Genomic DNA, 13,679 nt, shown 5'->3' with positions numbered 1-13,679 from the left:
CTAACACTTCGGGCTCCCGCCAGAGTATTAGCAGATTTTAAATCAGTTCGTGACTCACTTTGAACGTCCATGTTCGCCCTGAGTTCCGGGCACACTTTCGGTTATGTCAGTCACCCACTTGGTATTGGGCTCAAAGGCTTTGAAGTCTCGTCCCAGGTGGTTTTTAATACCATCCGGGCGCTGAGACGGCGCTTTCCGCCCACGCCCTTTTTTACGCGGCCAGCCTTGTAGCCCATGCTGCGCCATTAATCGGGCAACACGGTTCAGACTGGCTGTTTCCTTTTCTTCTTTGAGATCCTCATGCATGCGTGACGCACCAATGATACCGCCACTATCCTCATGGATCTCTTTAATACGCGTCAGCAATCGTTCATTATCAACGGCACGACGCGACGGTTGGCGATTTACCCAATCATAATAGCCACTGGCTGAGACTTTCATACAGCGGCACATTAAGCGTATCGGAAACAGTTTGCGGCAACGTTCGATCGCCTGATATCTCAGGACGACTCTTTTGCGAAGAACGTTGCCGCTTCGCGCAAAAAATCACGCTCCTTTTTTATCCGGGCCAATTCGCGCTTAAGCCGGGCAACCTCTTCATCTCGCGGCGTTCCTGAGCCTTTGTGAGCATTGCCCGGCGCTTCTTCTAATTCACGTTTCCATCGGGAGAGCATATTAGGGTTAACACCAATCTCCAATGCGACCTGTCGACAACTGACGCCGGGCTGTCGTGTCTGCTCAACGGCTTCTCGTTTAAATTCCGTACTGTATTTTCTTCGTTTGGTCATGAACACTCCTTATTGGCATATTATGCCTCTTTATGGATGTGTCCGTAAAATCTGGGTAGAACCCTTCTGGGATGGAGAAGATGATCGTTTTGAGGTGTCGTCATTAAGCGACTTAGATAAGTTGGAGAATATTCAGGAAATAGAAGGTCTTAACGAACAGCTGGTTGAGTCGTTTTCACCAATTATTGAAAGCAAAAATATAACAGTTATTAAGTAGCTTAAAGATGAGAAAAAATGTTTTTTTAATAATTACGATATTGTTCAGTGTATCTGCTTTTAGCCGTGAATTCGTTCAAAATGGTTCCTCAATGGAGCCGACAATAAAAGCCGGACAGACAGTTGAAATAGGGATTCTTTCGTCTTTCGGCTATGAACCCAGCCGCTGGGATGTGGTTGCCGTGAAAAATCCTCAACAATTTAATCTTTTGGTTTTTAGAATCGTAGGTCTTCCTAATGAAACGATTCAGCTCGAAGAAGATGGTGTCTATATAGATGATGAGAAAGTAAAGCTACCAGAAAAGCTGATTGAGTCTGGAGTGCAGTACTTGCCAGCTAGTGCTGTTATAAAACGTAAAAAATATTCTAATAGCTTATATACAACAGGCGAGGAAGAATATTTCCTTCTTGGTGATAACACGGTTAATGCCAACGATAGTCGTTTTGAACTTGGTATTATCCATCGCAGCTTGATACTCAATAAAGTTGAAGGTGATCTCTGATACCAACCTATCCGGCTAGCCTAGAGTGTACTCTTGAGTTTTGCAGATGTCGTCGAAAGGAACTATCGTGTCTAAATGCTGACCGAGATAGTAACGACTATAAGTTAAACTAAGGACTTGCACATGCGTACCTGGATTTATACCGTGTTTACCGTTTTTCTGTTCGGGCTGACAGCGTCGGCTTCTGCTGACGACCATGCCCCGAAATACGACGCTCGCTTGAGTGGTTATTCTTACCCTTTTGAAGTTCATACCTTTGAATTTGACAGCCAGCGACAGAAACTGGAAATGGCTTACATGCACTTACCCGCGGAAGAAGGTCAGCCGACCGTATTGCTGCTGCATGGAAAGAATTTCGCAGCCGATTACTGGGAAAAGACCGCTAACTATCTTCACGACAAAGGCTACGGGGTACTTATGCCGGACCAAATCGGTTTTGGTAAGTCCTCCAAACCGGAACATTATCAGTTTTCTTTTGAAGCTTTAGCCAATAATACGAAAGGCTTATTGGCGTCGCAGGGCCTGGACAAAGTGATTGTTATGGGTCATTCCATGGGCGGTATGCTCGCTACTCGCTTTGCTTTAAACCATGCCGATATGGTTGAAAAGCTGGTGTTGGTTAACCCGGTAGGCCTGGAAGACTATTTGCGTTATGTGCAATACAAAGATCCTGCCTTCTTTTATGAGAAAGAGCAGGGCAAAACCATTGATAAAGTCCGGACCTATCAGAAGAAAAATTACTATGACGGTAAATGGTCAGAGGATTACGAAGCGTTAATTAAAATTCACGAAGGCTGGATAAACGGCGATGACTGGGATCTGGTAGCCTGGAATAACGCGCTGACGTACGACATGATTTTTACCGGTAATGTATCTAACGAGTTTGACCAATTAACGGTACCAACGCATCTAATTCTGGGAACCCGGGACACCACCGGACCCGGGCGTGGTTGGAAAAAAGAAGGCGTTGATTATCAGCTGGGCCGCTACGACCAACTAGGCGAAACTGTGGTAGAGCAGATTCCCGATGGTCATTTGTATGAGCTGGAAGGCCTTGGCCATATGCCGCAGTTTGAAGCGTTTGACCGTTATCGTGAGCATTTGGACAAGATATTTTAGTCGCTAAACTTAAAAAGCTAACGATCTTTTAATGATGCAGCGGAAGGTTGTTTTTTCTGCTGTACCGATATACTCCAAACCGCCGCCATGGATGAGTATGGGGAAAGAGCCTAATCAAGGAATCAACTTTGCGCGACGGCTAATGCGGTGTTAAAACTATGAGTTTACCTATAGAGCTAGTGGAGTTTTTGGACAGTCAAAACCCAAACGAGCTATTTAATTCTATACGAACGGCTAGTGGCGATGAGTGGCTGGGCTTTTGTTTCTGGAGCCTTCACGAAGTCGAAGAATCATTGGATAAAAGAGCTGAGAGGGATGTAGATGACCGCTTAATTCCCTTCTATGGCGACTGGCATAATTTATTTTGTCTCAATAGTAGCTCCATCTCATACGAAGTGGTGGAGATTGATGATGATAGAAATGTTGTACGAAAATGGAAATCCTTTAGTACTTTTAAGGAATCGCTTTTTTGGCGGGATGCCGAGAGTGTTAATGACTCGGATATCATTGCGGGTGAGTCTTGGCTCGATTTTCAGCTAATAACCAAAAGGACTCATCGAACTGCTTTAGGTAAACATTTCGTTGTTCGCGACCCCATCTATGGAAGGTGAATAAGGCTATTTCTTTTAAATCGGACTTTGCCTTATTGGTCAGCTGGAAAGGTTTCATTTTCTCTCTTCGTTATCTAGTTCATTGATAAATGAATCGAGGTCATAATCAGCCATGCCACTTGCTTCGCCATCAACAAGAAGCTGTCGTAAAGTGTTCATTTTCGTTTCTTGTGTTTCGAGTAAACGTAGAGCTGAGCGAATCACTTCACTTGCCGAGCCGTAGCGGCCACTTCGAATCTGGCTAGTGATGAAACCATCAAAATGTTCGCCGAGAGTAATACTGGTATTTTTAGCCATTTCGATCTCCTTAATACCGAATAATACCTAATTATGGTATTAACTTGCATTTGTAGCAAGTGGTGCATAACAAGTGATTCAAGCGGTATTCGTAACGGGAAAACGCTGGAAAGGTATTTAACAACCAACAAAAAAGGCGCCAAACGGCGCCTTCCTTAATCATTCACAAGTTTGCCTTAAGCAAAGTTCTTGTTCACGAAGTCCCAGTTTACCAGCTTCCAGAAAGCTTCTAAGTAGTTAGGACGAGAGTTACGGTAGTCGATGTAGTAAGCGTGTTCCCACACATCAACAGTTAACAGTGGCTCTACGCCATCGTGCGCGACTGGGGTATCTGCGTCGTCAGTGTTGAACAAATCAACAGAACCGTCAGATTTTTTCACCAGCCATGTCCAGCCAGAACCGAAGTTGCCGGCAGCGCTTGCGTTGAACTCTTCTTTAAATTTCTCGAAAGAGCCAAACTTTTTGTTAATAGCTTCAGCTACTGGGCCAGTTGGTTCACCGCCGCCGTTCGGGCTTAAGCAGTTCCAGTAGAACGTGTGGTTCCATACCTGTGCAGCGTTGTTGAACAGGCCGCCTTTTTCAGACTTGATGATGTCTTCCAGAGACTTGCTTTCAAGGTCGGTACCTTTAACCGCATCGTTCAGTTTGCTCACGTAAGTCGCGTGATGCTTACCATAATGGTATTCCAGAGTTTCTTCTGAAATGTGCGGTGCCAGAGCGTTTTTCTCGTATGGAAGAGCCGGTAGTTCAAATGCCATAATTTTTTCTCTCCGTTCTTTATGAGTGCAAATGTGCGACCTGCACGTTAACTTGTGCAGGTTCTTTCTTGTTATACCTTACGATATATAGGGCTGACTGGATTGCTTTTCAAGGAAATCTTCCAATTTAGGACAAAACTTTATAGGCTGTGTTAAAATACCTGAGTGTTTTAATCAACCATTATATTAAGCAGAGGTGTTATGGAAACGGTTGACAGAATTAAGCAGCAAATCGAAGAAAACCCAATCCTGTTGTACATGAAAGGCTCTCCGAAGTTGCCTAGCTGTGGTTTCTCTTCACAAGCATCACAAGCCTTAATGGGCTGTGGGCAGGCGTTTGCTTACGTCGATATCCTGCAAAATCCGGATATCCGTGCAGAACTGCCTAAATACGCAAACTGGCCGACTTTCCCGCAGCTTTGGGTTGAGGGTGAACTGGTCGGCGGTTGTGATATTATTATGGAAATGTTCCAGAACGGCGAACTGCAAGAATTGGTTTCTGAAGTTGCAGAGCGTCATCCGGAGCCTTCGGCTGAGTAAAGAGCCTTCAGCGGGGTAAATAATCTTTAGCTGAATAGAATTTAAGCAAATAGTAGACAGTCTGTAGTGAATGTCGTGAGTGACCTTGTTTTTTCGTTGAGGCATCCCCATCACTACAGGTGAAGATTTAACACACTCAACATTAAATGGAGAGAATCGATGTCTGTATTAGTAGGTCGTAAGGCACCTGATTTTACTGCAGCAGCAGTATTAGGTTCAGGTGAAATTGTTGAAGATTTCAAACTGTCTGATGCCATCAAAGGCAAAAAAGCAGTGGTTTTCTTCTATCCGTTGGACTTCACTTTCGTATGTCCTTCAGAGCTAATTGCTTTTGACAAACGTTTAGACGAATTCAAAAAACGTGGCGTAGAAGTCATCGGTGTATCAATTGACTCTCAGTTTACTCACAGCGCATGGCGTAATACGTCAACCGACGCTGGTGGTATTGGTCAGGTGAAATACCCGTTGGTTGCTGACGTTCGTCACAGCATTTGTAAAGCGTACGACGTTGAACACCCACAAGCTGGCGTTGCGTTCCGTGGTTCATTCTTAATTGATGAAGAAGGCATGGTTCGTCACCAGGTAGTTAACGACTTGCCATTAGGCCGTAACATCGACGAGATGCTGCGTATGGTTGACGCACTGAACTTCCACGAGAAGCACGGTGAAGTTTGCCCAGCAGGCTGGGAAGAAGGTAAAGAAGGCATGAAAGAAAACGCAGAAGGCGTTGCTTCTTACTTGTCTAAAAACGCTGACAAACTGTAAGCGTTTACTGAATTGAGAAAGCCGCTCGTTTGAGCGGCTTTTTTATGTCTGAATTTCGTGTGTAAAGTTAACTTTTATCCTGCCGCGATTCCGGCGGCCAGCCACCCAATTCCTTCCAGCGGTTAATCATCCAGCAATAGAGCTCTGCGGTGCGTTCGGTGTCATACAAGGCTGAGTGTGCTTGTTTGCTGTCAAACTCAATACCGGCTGCCTGGCATGCTTTAATCAGTACAGTTTGCCCTAAGGTCATTGCCGCAAGCGACGTTGTATCAAAACTGACAAAAGGATGAAACGGGTTACGTTTTAAATTGGCACGCTCAGCGGCGGCCATCATAAAGCCGTGATCAAAGTTTGAGTTATGTCCCACTAAAACACTCCGCTGACAACCTGCAGCTTTCTGCGCTTTTCGTATAGGCTTGAAAAGCTCACGCAGCGCTTCACCTTCCTCTACGGCGCCGCGCAAGGGGCAGTGCGGATCAATGCCGTTAAAGTCGATAGCTGCCTGTTCAATGTTGGCGCCTTCGAAGGGCTTTACGTGGTAATGAACCGAATCGACCGGCTTGAGTATTCCGTCGTCATCGAAATCCAGCAAGACTGCAGCTATTTCCAGTAACGCATCGGTTTTTGCGTTAAACCCCGCTGTTTCGACATCGACGACTACCGGCATGTAGCCGCGAAAACGTTGTTTCATAAGCGAGTTAGAGCTGTCTGACATAGAATTTCCGTAGTGAATAAAACGTAACGCCATTATGCCAAAGATAACGGAGTTCTGCTTGCAGAAATACTAAAGCAACCGCAATGCTTGCCGATAACAGACGTATCAGAAATAAATCAGGGGCGCTTATGAAAAATTGGCCGATGTTGACTGCTGTTTCAGCCTCGCTGCTGCTATTAAGCGGGCAGGCACAAGCAAACTCAGTCAGGCACTACAGTGCAAACCTGGATAACTCCGCCTGGCAGATCAGTGAAAAGAACCGCTTAGCCTGTGAGATGGAACATGAAATTCCTCGTTACGGTAAGGTGCGGTTTCAAAGTGAAGCCAGCAAAGAGCTCAATTTGCGCATGAAAATGGAGATGCAGAAGTTACCGGACAGCTATGGTGTGTCTGCTATTGAGTCGGTGCCGCCGCGCTGGCAGCCCGGTGAGTCCAGTTACCGCATTGGTAATATGCAACTGTATAAGCAGTTTGATGGTGAGCTGCAAAAACAACTGGCATGGACTTTGTTAAGCGAGCTGGAGAAAGGGCGGTATCCCACGTTTTTCTATGATGACTGGTACAACAACCGTGATCAGGTGGCAGTGTCTTTGTCGTCGGTGAATTTTCGTCGTACTTATGATGACTTTATGAGCTGCGTAAATGCGTTATTGCCTTTCAGCTTTGATGATATTGCGTACACGGTGCTGAATCATGAAGCCGACAGCGAAAAGCTGACTTTGTCCTCGCAGCGAAAGCTTAAACAGATTAGCGACTATCTTCAGGTGGATAATGAGCTGGAACTGGTTCTGGTGGATGCCTATACTGACTCGCTTGGTGCGCGTGGGCCGAACCAGGAATTAACCGAACAGCGCGCGAAAGAAATTCAGCAGTTTTTTGTTGAGCGTGGCATAGACGCCGAGCGGATTAAAACCGTTGCTCACGGTGAAGATCGTCCGGTTAAATCCAATGACAATGAGATAAACCGTCAGATTAACCGCCGCGTTATTGTGCAACTGACAAAACCGTCGTCGATTGAGCTGTAATAAGCTCAATCGCTGGTTTTTTCTTTAAACTCGCACAAGTCTTCAATAACGCAGGAACCACAACGTGGCTTGCGGGCTATGCAGGTGTAACGGCCGTGCAAAATTAACCAGTGGTGCACATCGACCTTAAACTCAGCCGGTACCACTTTTATCAGTTTTTCTTCTACTTCTTTGACGTTTTTTCCCGGTGCCAGTTTGGTGCGGTTAGACACGCGGAATATGTGCGTGTCTACGGCAATAGTCGGCCAGCCGAAGGCGGTATTTAAGACCACGTTTGCGGTTGTCCAGACTACCCCGAATGACTTATTTTTAATTGGGTCACCCAGAAAAACAACTGCAATTTTACGTGTATCTAATTTAAACTGCATTTTAATGCAATACTTTTTTTTAGTATAAGCAAAAAACCGAGCGCCAAAAAATTCCATTTAAAGAGTTGATAAAAAAGGCTTTAGCGTGACATATTGTCAAGTAAATATTTTTCAATAAGGATATTTTGTGAACGATATCGAATTACCTGATTTTCTGAGAAAGTCCTTAGCTAATAGAGAGGTTATCCCTTTGATTGGTGCAGGCGTTTCAATGTCAGTTAAAACGAAAAAAGGAAGTAAAGCATTTCCTTCTTGGTCTGACTTGCTTTGTAATGCCGCAGATGAATTAGAAGGGAAAGACAGTGAAGTTGTTGAGTTACAAGTAAAAAGAGAAAAACTACAACGAGCTGCTCAAGAAGCTCAAGAACTTCTATCAGGCCGACGTTGGTTTGATTTTCTTAACTCCCAGTTTTCTATCGATTTCAAAAATTTAGATGATAGCTGTAAAGCCTTACCAAAGGCTATTTGGAAATTGAGTAATAGAGTTGTCACTTTAAACTACGATAAGGTTCTTGAATGGGCTCACGAAGAATCTGCTAATTTATGTGCTTTTGATAATTCTAATCATGAGCAGCTCGCAGAGTTTGCAAGAGTGAGTAATAAAGAAATGCTTTGGCACCTGCATGGTAAAATCGAGCATCCAAAGCACATGGTGCTTACTCCGCAATCATATCATCGTTTATACCAAGAAGATGCTGAAAAACACTATAAAGCAGCTCTTACTAAGTTTAGAGAGTTGATTAGTACCAAGATAATTCTGTTTATCGGTTGTTCTTTAGATGACGTAGAGTTACTAGCCGAACTAGTTGAGCAAAACGAACTGTTTGATGGTAATACAGGCCCTCACTACGCGTTGGTAAGAGAAAAGGACAAACAGACAATTGATGATAAATTATCAGGTATTGATATTAAAACTATTTCTTTTAGTGAGTTTGGTCAACCGCTTATTGATATTGTACAACAATTAGTTGAATGTAAAACTCAATATGAGCAGGAAAATGTATCTCTAAAAGCCGACGAGTCACTCCAAAAATCAAAAAATCAACCAAAAAAACACGATAAAATAGGCCTTTTTACTGCATCTCCTTTAGATAAACCAATAGATGATTCAAATATCATCGCAAAGCTTAAAAAGTTTAAATACCCTATTTATCAGCAAGCTTTTACTGAGAGAAATTTAATGGAGGCTGATGATTATTCCATTCTATTCTTACTATGCAAGAAAACGAGTAATGGGTTGTTGATTGAGGATGATAACGCTTGCAGTGATTATTTAGCTATTAATGAATTGGAAGATAATCTACCTATTAACGGTAAATTGACAGTTTTAATAACTGACGATTTACTAAGTGAGAAAGAATTAGAAAAAGTAGATTTTCCTTTGCTTGTATTGCCACTTTTGAACAAGCAGGGAAACTACTTGAAAATTCTAGATAAATTAACACACCAATTATTTAAGAAGCCAGATGATAAGCACTTTGTTGGTAAAAAAGAAATTCAGTCGGTGCGGATCAGCGGCGATTTATTAAAATCACTCAACCCTGAAAATCGCCAGTGTTGGTTAAGTCATCAGCCTATATTGCCCAGAGATATTAGTCCGATTGAACTACAAGGTTTTATCGGGCGCTTATCTGATCTGGCGGATATTAGTCAAAAGCTTATTAAGGCGGCCAATGGTCAAAGGCTATTAACTATCAAAGGGAGCGGGGGGCTTGGGAAAACTACGATAGCAAAAAAAGTGGCATTGGAATTAGCCAACCGCGGGTGGTTTGATGCCGGTGTATACTTTATTGACTGTGAAAATATATCTAGTACTAATCAGCTCGAAATGCATATAGCCGAAGCCTTCAATTTGCGTACTGCGGATGATCTATTTGGATATTTAGGAAAGCATCACGATCAGCGTAGCCGTTTGTTGATTTTTGATAACTTAGAAAGTCTCTTGTATTTAAAAAAAGCAGATAAAAGCAAAAATAGGCAAATCGTCGATCAAGTCAAGGGGCTTCTATCACGGACTTTGATATATTCCAATGTACTGGTGACCTCAAGGGAAAGTATCAATACAGAGTGGGAGGATATTCTCCCATTTAGGCAAATGGAATCTGAGGAAGCGCTAGCTTTATTTAATCACTTAACCAAAGACAGTTACCTTAGTGATGAAGAGCAGGAATTTGCGCGGAGAAAAATTTTAGAGCCGCTACTTAACAATAACCCACTAGCAATTAAGCTAATATGTGATGGCATGCCTAAAGGCAAAAGATTAAAAGAATTGCGACAAGAGTTAGAAGAGGATTTTTTTGGTAAAGTTAAGGAAGAAGATTTAACTTTGATGTTTGATAATGAAGTTGATGCTAACATTAATCGTCAGGAATCGTTGTACGTTTCCATTCTTTATTCTTATCAAACCCTTAGTGAGAGTCAAAGACGCACTTTTGAATCATTTTCTTTATTTCCCGATGGCATAGATCTAGATAGCTTTAAACGTTTAGTAGCAGAAAGTAAAAATACCAAAAAAGACCAAAAGGAAAATAGAAATAAAAAGCCGATTAGTGACAAAGATATTACTGTTCTATCTAATAAATCGTTAGTCGAAGAGTACAACGGTTTCTACACTCTCCAATCGGTCATTCAACGTTTTGCCCATTTTCAATTTGAGCAACACACATTAAAAGAAGACAAACTGGAACTCTTTAGGCAGTCGCTTCGCTATAACCAGCAACTGATGAAGTTCGTTCGTGACCTTAATGACACAAATAAAAAAGCTATTTTTATATTTTCATCACTATTTAATAATATGTTAGCTTCAATTTCGTATGGCACTAGGGAAAATGTTTTAAGAAATGAAAATGAGCTAGAAGATTACCTTAAAATGGTAGATTTAATTGGCGCATACTCGAGTAGTTTAAGTTTAGTATCGGAATTTTTGTCTGTTCTTAAGGAAATAGACATTGAACACCTCATAACCGAAAAAAATAGAGAGCAGCTGCTATTAGCATGGCAACTTATCGAAGTTTCCGCTATGTATTATAAAGGCGATTTTGATACGGCTTATAATCAGCTAAAAACTCTAATTTCAAGTGATTTACTAACGGACTTATCGGGAAAACCGATTAAAGGTCGGGTTCTGGAAAGCATTATTTACCGTAATGCCCAGCATTTATATACTATGGAAGGTGAAGCTCTTAATAGAGTTTTTCACGATATAAAGTTCGATTCGTATAGTTTTATTTCTCTGGTTACAGCGAATGTTCAAACCGGAATGAATTTAAAGCCTTTACTGAGTTTAGTTTGCGCAGACGAAGATTACTTCGAGGCGCAAAGGTATTTAAATGATGGTATAAACCTTAATCAAATAGATGAAATCATTGAGGGGCTGCATGAGAATCAACATTTAGAACGGGTGAGTTTAACTTACATAAAGTCTCGCGATTTTTATGTGAGTTATGAATTTATTGATAAGTTAGTGAATGTAAATCCTTATACACGAGGATTAAAAAAGCTTATGTACGCATTCGCATGTGAGCATAAGTTACAGTTTGAGGAAAATGATACCGAATTGAAGGACAAAGCGATTGACTACTATCAATCAGCATTGAGGGACTTAAACCATATCAAGTTCTATTACGCACAGGCCCTTTATTTTTACGCTAAATTTCTAAAGTGTATAGGCAGACAAGAATTTGAAACTGTCTATGAGCAAGGGTTAGAATTGACGGAAAAGCACTATTATCGTTACTGGCAACATCGGTTCCTATTATTGAAACAACCCACCTTAGGACGTTATAGACCTGAGGATTATCTGTTACCCGGAAACCCTGACATTTCTCCACTGATAGATAAGCAAATTAAGTTTATTAAGAAAAAGTATGGCACAAGCTTGAATCCTTTTAGCTAAGACAAAGCTTAATAAAGGAACTTGATCTGGATAATAAAAAAGATTGAAGGCTATGTTTACGCTCCCGTAAAACCTTACGCAAAACTTAGCGAGAAAGCTCAATCGCTGGTTTTTTCTTTAAACTCACAGAGGTCTTCAATAACGCAGGAACCACAACGTGGTTTTCGGGCTATGCAGGTGTAACGGCCATGCAGAATTAACCAGTGGTGCACGTCGACTTTAAACTCAGCCGGCACCACTTTTATCAGCTTTTCTTCTACTTCTTTGACATTTTTCCCCGGTGCCAGTTTTGTGCGGTTAGACACGCGAAATATGTGCGTGTCTACGGCAATAGTCGGCCAGCCAAAAGCGGTATTTAACACCACGTTTGCGGTTTTACGACCAACACCGGGCAGGGCTTCCAGCGCAGCTCTGTCTTCCGGTACTTCGCCGCCATATTCTTCAACCAGAATTTTGCAGGTTTTGTAAGCGTTTTCGGCTTTGGAATTAAACAGGCCGATGGTTTTTATGTATTCTTTTATGCCATTCACACCCAGCGCCAGCATTGTTTCCGCGGTAGGCGCTGCGGGAAAGAGTTTACGAGTGGCTTTATTAACCCCAACGTCGGTTGCTTGAGCGGATAACAAGACCGCAATCAGTAACTGAAAAGGTGAGTCATATTCCAGTTCTGTGGTTGGGTTGGGGTTGTTGTCCCGTAGTCGGCTTAAAATTTCGTAACGCTTGGTTTTATTCATAATAAGTCATTTGTTGTTATATTTTTCAGGCAGTAACCCGTGCACGGGTAACGGTTTTCTTTTCAGCGCGGGCGCTGCGTACTGCATCTATTTTATTTTTCAACGCAATAATAAAGCCCATACCAATAAAGGCTCCGGGTGGCAGTATCGCCAGTAATAATGGGTAATTCACCGTAAATAGCTCAATGCGCAACTGTGCAGCCCAGTCACCTAACAAGAGTTCTGCGCCATTAAAAAGCGTGCCGTTACCGATAATTTCGCGCATTGCGCCCAGCACTACCAGTACTAAGGCAAAGCCTGCGCCCATTGCCAATCCGTCGAAGGCGGCGCGTTGCCATGGGTTTTTCGAGGCGTAGGCTTCTGCGCGGCCAATAATGGCACAGTTGGTAACAATGAGAGGAATGAAAATACCCAACGACTGGTACAGCTGAAAGACGTAGGCGTTCATCAGTAATTGAATAATGGTGACAAAAGTGGCGATAACCATAACAAAGACCGGAATACGAATTTCCGATGGCACAAAGTCGCGTACCAGAGACACGGTAACGTTAGAACCAACCAGAACAAACAAGGTGGCGAGTCCAAGACCCAGAGCATTGGTTACCGAAGCGGTAACCGCCAATAGAGGGCATAAACCTAACAGCTGCACCAGTGCTGGGTTGTTGTCCCATAAGCCTTGCTTGGTTAAATGTTTGTATTCATTCATTCCTGAACCTCCTGACAGTGAGGTAACTCGGCATTAAATAAAACGTCGGCCTGTTGCTGAAGTTCTAAAGTCGCACGTTTTACTGCAGAAACCACGGCGCGGGGTGTTATGGTGGCGCCGGTAAACTGGTCAAACATACCGCCGTCGCGTTGCACCGCCCAGCGGTCATCGTCTGCGCCGCGAACTTGCTTCTCAGCGAAGCTTTTTATCCAGTCGCTTTTTTCAACTTCAATTTTATCGCCCAAGCCGGGAGTTTCCTGATGACGCAGAGTTCTTACGCCCAGGACTTCACCGCCGGGTTTAATGGCCACTAATAAACGAATGGCGCCGGAGTAGCCGTCGGGTGCAATAACTTCGGCTGCCAGCGCGGTTGGCTCTTCGTTAACCCATGCACGATATAAGGGTTGCGGCTTGCTGCTGCCTAATGCCGGGTTCTCCAGTAAACGACAGGACTGATACAAGTCGTTGTCGTGCATGGTTGGTGGTATCAGTTGGTTCAACGTGCGCAATACCTGCCGTTGTTGCTGCATGGCAATTTTGTCTTCGGTCAGCACCTGCACACCAATAACCAGAGACGTGGCAACAACTGCGAATGCCGCCAACAATAAACCGTTTTTTTGCATACTGTTCAGCGTCATT

Annotated in this window: 14 protein-coding genes and 3 pseudogenes; 8 read left to right on the top strand and 9 right to left on the bottom strand. The window is 43.1% G+C overall.

Going from position 1 to position 13,679, the window contains the following annotated elements; genetic code table 11:
- Nucleotides 1-72: 72 nt before the first annotated feature.
- Nucleotides 73-788: pseudogene (locus DET62_RS10805) on the bottom strand (IS3 family transposase); the annotation flags it as partial.
- Nucleotides 789-810: 22 nt separating this feature from the next.
- On the opposite strand from DET62_RS10805, the gene DET62_RS10795 reads away from it, so the two are divergent.
- The 4 genes and pseudogenes from DET62_RS10795 to DET62_RS14620 all read left to right on the top strand — a co-directional run.
- Nucleotides 811-1,005 (top strand): hypothetical protein, encoded by a 195-nt coding sequence (locus tag DET62_RS10795; protein ID WP_110013901.1) that lies wholly within the window; start codon nucleotides 811-813, stop codon nucleotides 1,003-1,005.
- Between the two features lie 7 nt (nucleotides 1,006-1,012).
- Complete coding sequence (gene lepB / locus DET62_RS10790; protein ID WP_110013900.1) at nucleotides 1,013-1,507, top strand: signal peptidase I; 495 nt, start codon at nucleotides 1,013-1,015, stop codon at nucleotides 1,505-1,507.
- 123 nt (nucleotides 1,508-1,630) lie between these two features.
- A complete protein-coding gene (locus DET62_RS10785; RefSeq protein ID WP_110013899.1) occupies nucleotides 1,631-2,626 on the top strand; it encodes an alpha/beta hydrolase in 996 nt (331 codons plus the stop codon).
- 158 nt (nucleotides 2,627-2,784) lie between these two features.
- Nucleotides 2,785-3,072 (top strand): annotated as a pseudogene (locus DET62_RS14620) (SMI1/KNR4 family protein); the annotation flags it as partial.
- Nucleotides 3,073-3,130: 58 nt separating this feature from the next.
- On the opposite strand, the gene DET62_RS10780 reads toward DET62_RS14620, so the two are convergent.
- The 3 genes from DET62_RS10780 to DET62_RS10770 all read right to left on the bottom strand — a co-directional run bounded on the left by DET62_RS10780 (nucleotide 3,131) and on the right by DET62_RS10770 (nucleotide 4,292).
- Nucleotides 3,131-3,295: a type II toxin-antitoxin system RelE/ParE family toxin gene (locus DET62_RS10780; protein WP_208107586.1), complete on the bottom strand. Its 165-nt coding sequence runs from the start codon at nucleotides 3,293-3,295 to the stop codon at nucleotides 3,131-3,133.
- Entirely contained in the window at nucleotides 3,292-3,534 is a 243-nt protein-coding gene (locus DET62_RS10775; protein WP_110013898.1) for a type II toxin-antitoxin system ParD family antitoxin, read from the bottom strand. The genes DET62_RS10780 and DET62_RS10775 overlap by 4 nt, the downstream gene beginning before the upstream one ends.
- 176 nt (nucleotides 3,535-3,710) lie before the next feature.
- On the bottom strand, nucleotides 3,711-4,292 hold the full coding sequence (locus DET62_RS10770) for a Fe-Mn family superoxide dismutase (protein ID WP_034821902.1): 582 nt from the start codon (nucleotides 4,290-4,292) through the stop codon (nucleotides 3,711-3,713).
- A gap of 201 nt (nucleotides 4,293-4,493) precedes the next feature.
- Between DET62_RS10770 and DET62_RS10765 the strand changes: the two genes are divergently transcribed.
- Nucleotides 4,494-4,832 carry a Grx4 family monothiol glutaredoxin gene (locus DET62_RS10765; protein ID WP_011235037.1) on the top strand — a complete coding sequence of 113 codons (339 nt, stop codon included), beginning with the start codon at nucleotides 4,494-4,496 and terminating at the stop codon, nucleotides 4,830-4,832.
- A 159-nt stretch (nucleotides 4,833-4,991) separates the two neighbouring features.
- Complete coding sequence (locus tag DET62_RS10760; RefSeq protein ID WP_011235036.1) at nucleotides 4,992-5,597, top strand: peroxiredoxin C; 606 nt, start codon at nucleotides 4,992-4,994, stop codon at nucleotides 5,595-5,597.
- A gap of 67 nt (nucleotides 5,598-5,664) precedes the next feature.
- On the opposite strand, the gene rnt is transcribed toward DET62_RS10760, so the two are convergent.
- Nucleotides 5,665-6,312 carry a ribonuclease T gene (rnt, locus tag DET62_RS10755; RefSeq protein ID WP_011235035.1) on the bottom strand — a complete coding sequence of 216 codons (648 nt, stop codon included), beginning with the start codon at nucleotides 6,310-6,312 and terminating at the stop codon, nucleotides 5,665-5,667.
- A gap of 128 nt (nucleotides 6,313-6,440) precedes the next feature.
- On the opposite strand from rnt, the gene DET62_RS10750 reads away from it, so the two are divergent.
- The gene (locus tag DET62_RS10750; protein ID WP_011235034.1) at nucleotides 6,441-7,337 is read left to right on the top strand and encodes an OmpA family protein; all 897 of its coding nucleotides are present in this window, start codon (nucleotides 6,441-6,443) and stop codon (nucleotides 7,335-7,337) included.
- A 5-nt stretch (nucleotides 7,338-7,342) separates the two neighbouring features.
- On the opposite strand, the pseudogene DET62_RS10745 reads toward DET62_RS10750, so the two are convergent.
- Nucleotides 7,343-7,618: pseudogene (locus tag DET62_RS10745) on the bottom strand (endonuclease III); the annotation flags it as partial.
- A 214-nt stretch (nucleotides 7,619-7,832) separates the two neighbouring features.
- On the opposite strand from DET62_RS10745, the gene DET62_RS10740 reads away from it, so the two are divergent.
- Nucleotides 7,833-11,600, top strand: a complete 3,768-nt coding sequence (locus tag DET62_RS10740) for an SIR2 family protein (protein ID WP_181396969.1) — start codon at nucleotides 7,833-7,835, stop codon at nucleotides 11,598-11,600.
- A gap of 98 nt (nucleotides 11,601-11,698) precedes the next feature.
- Here the strand turns inward: DET62_RS10740 and nth are convergent, their stop codons facing one another.
- The 3 genes from nth to rsxG are packed head-to-tail and all read right to left on the bottom strand — an operon-like array spanning nucleotide 11,699 to nucleotide 13,678.
- A complete protein-coding gene (gene nth, locus DET62_RS10735; RefSeq protein ID WP_110013897.1) occupies nucleotides 11,699-12,334 on the bottom strand; it encodes an endonuclease III in 636 nt (211 codons plus the stop codon).
- Nucleotides 12,335-12,359: 25 nt separating this feature from the next.
- A complete protein-coding gene (locus tag DET62_RS10730) occupies nucleotides 12,360-13,040 on the bottom strand; it encodes an electron transport complex subunit E (RefSeq protein WP_110013896.1) in 681 nt (226 codons plus the stop codon).
- A complete protein-coding gene (gene rsxG / locus DET62_RS10725; RefSeq protein WP_110013895.1) occupies nucleotides 13,037-13,678 on the bottom strand; it encodes an electron transport complex subunit RsxG in 642 nt (213 codons plus the stop codon). The genes DET62_RS10730 and rsxG overlap by 4 nt, the downstream gene beginning before the upstream one ends.
- Nucleotide 13,679 lies beyond the last annotated feature (1 nt).

The sequence above is a fragment of the Idiomarina sp. H2 genome, from assembly GCF_004364275.1.
GTDB lineage: Bacteria > Pseudomonadota > Gammaproteobacteria > Enterobacterales > Alteromonadaceae > Idiomarina > Idiomarina loihiensis.
This window is presented reverse-complemented; position numbering and strand designations above follow the sequence as displayed.

Bases quoted from the DNA above. Each gene is read 5' to 3' on its own strand.
- DET62_RS10795 (WP_110013901.1), top strand. From the start codon at position 811: ATGCCTCTTTATGGATGTGTCCGTAAAATCTGGGTAGAACCCTTCTGG.
- lepB (WP_110013900.1), top strand. From the start codon at position 1,013: ATGAGAAAAAATGTTTTTTTAATAATTACGATATTGTTCAGTGTATCT.
- DET62_RS10785 (WP_110013899.1), top strand. From the start codon at position 1,631: ATGCGTACCTGGATTTATACCGTGTTTACCGTTTTTCTGTTCGGGCTG.
- DET62_RS10780 (WP_208107586.1), bottom strand. From the start codon at position 3,295: ATGAAACCTTTCCAGCTGACCAATAAGGCAAAGTCCGATTTAAAAGAA.
- DET62_RS10775 (WP_110013898.1), bottom strand. From the start codon at position 3,534: ATGGCTAAAAATACCAGTATTACTCTCGGCGAACATTTTGATGGTTTC.
- DET62_RS10770 (WP_034821902.1), bottom strand. From the start codon at position 4,292: ATGGCATTTGAACTACCGGCTCTTCCATACGAGAAAAACGCTCTGGCA.
- DET62_RS10765 (WP_011235037.1), top strand. From the start codon at position 4,494: ATGGAAACGGTTGACAGAATTAAGCAGCAAATCGAAGAAAACCCAATC.
- DET62_RS10760 (WP_011235036.1), top strand. From the start codon at position 4,992: ATGTCTGTATTAGTAGGTCGTAAGGCACCTGATTTTACTGCAGCAGCA.
- rnt (WP_011235035.1), bottom strand. From the start codon at position 6,312: ATGTCAGACAGCTCTAACTCGCTTATGAAACAACGTTTTCGCGGCTAC.
- DET62_RS10750 (WP_011235034.1), top strand. From the start codon at position 6,441: ATGAAAAATTGGCCGATGTTGACTGCTGTTTCAGCCTCGCTGCTGCTA.
- nth (WP_110013897.1), bottom strand. From the start codon at position 12,334: ATGAATAAAACCAAGCGTTACGAAATTTTAAGCCGACTACGGGACAAC.
- DET62_RS10730 (WP_110013896.1), bottom strand. From the start codon at position 13,040: ATGAATGAATACAAACATTTAACCAAGCAAGGCTTATGGGACAACAAC.
- rsxG (WP_110013895.1), bottom strand. From the start codon at position 13,678: ATGACGCTGAACAGTATGCAAAAAAACGGTTTATTGTTGGCGGCATTC.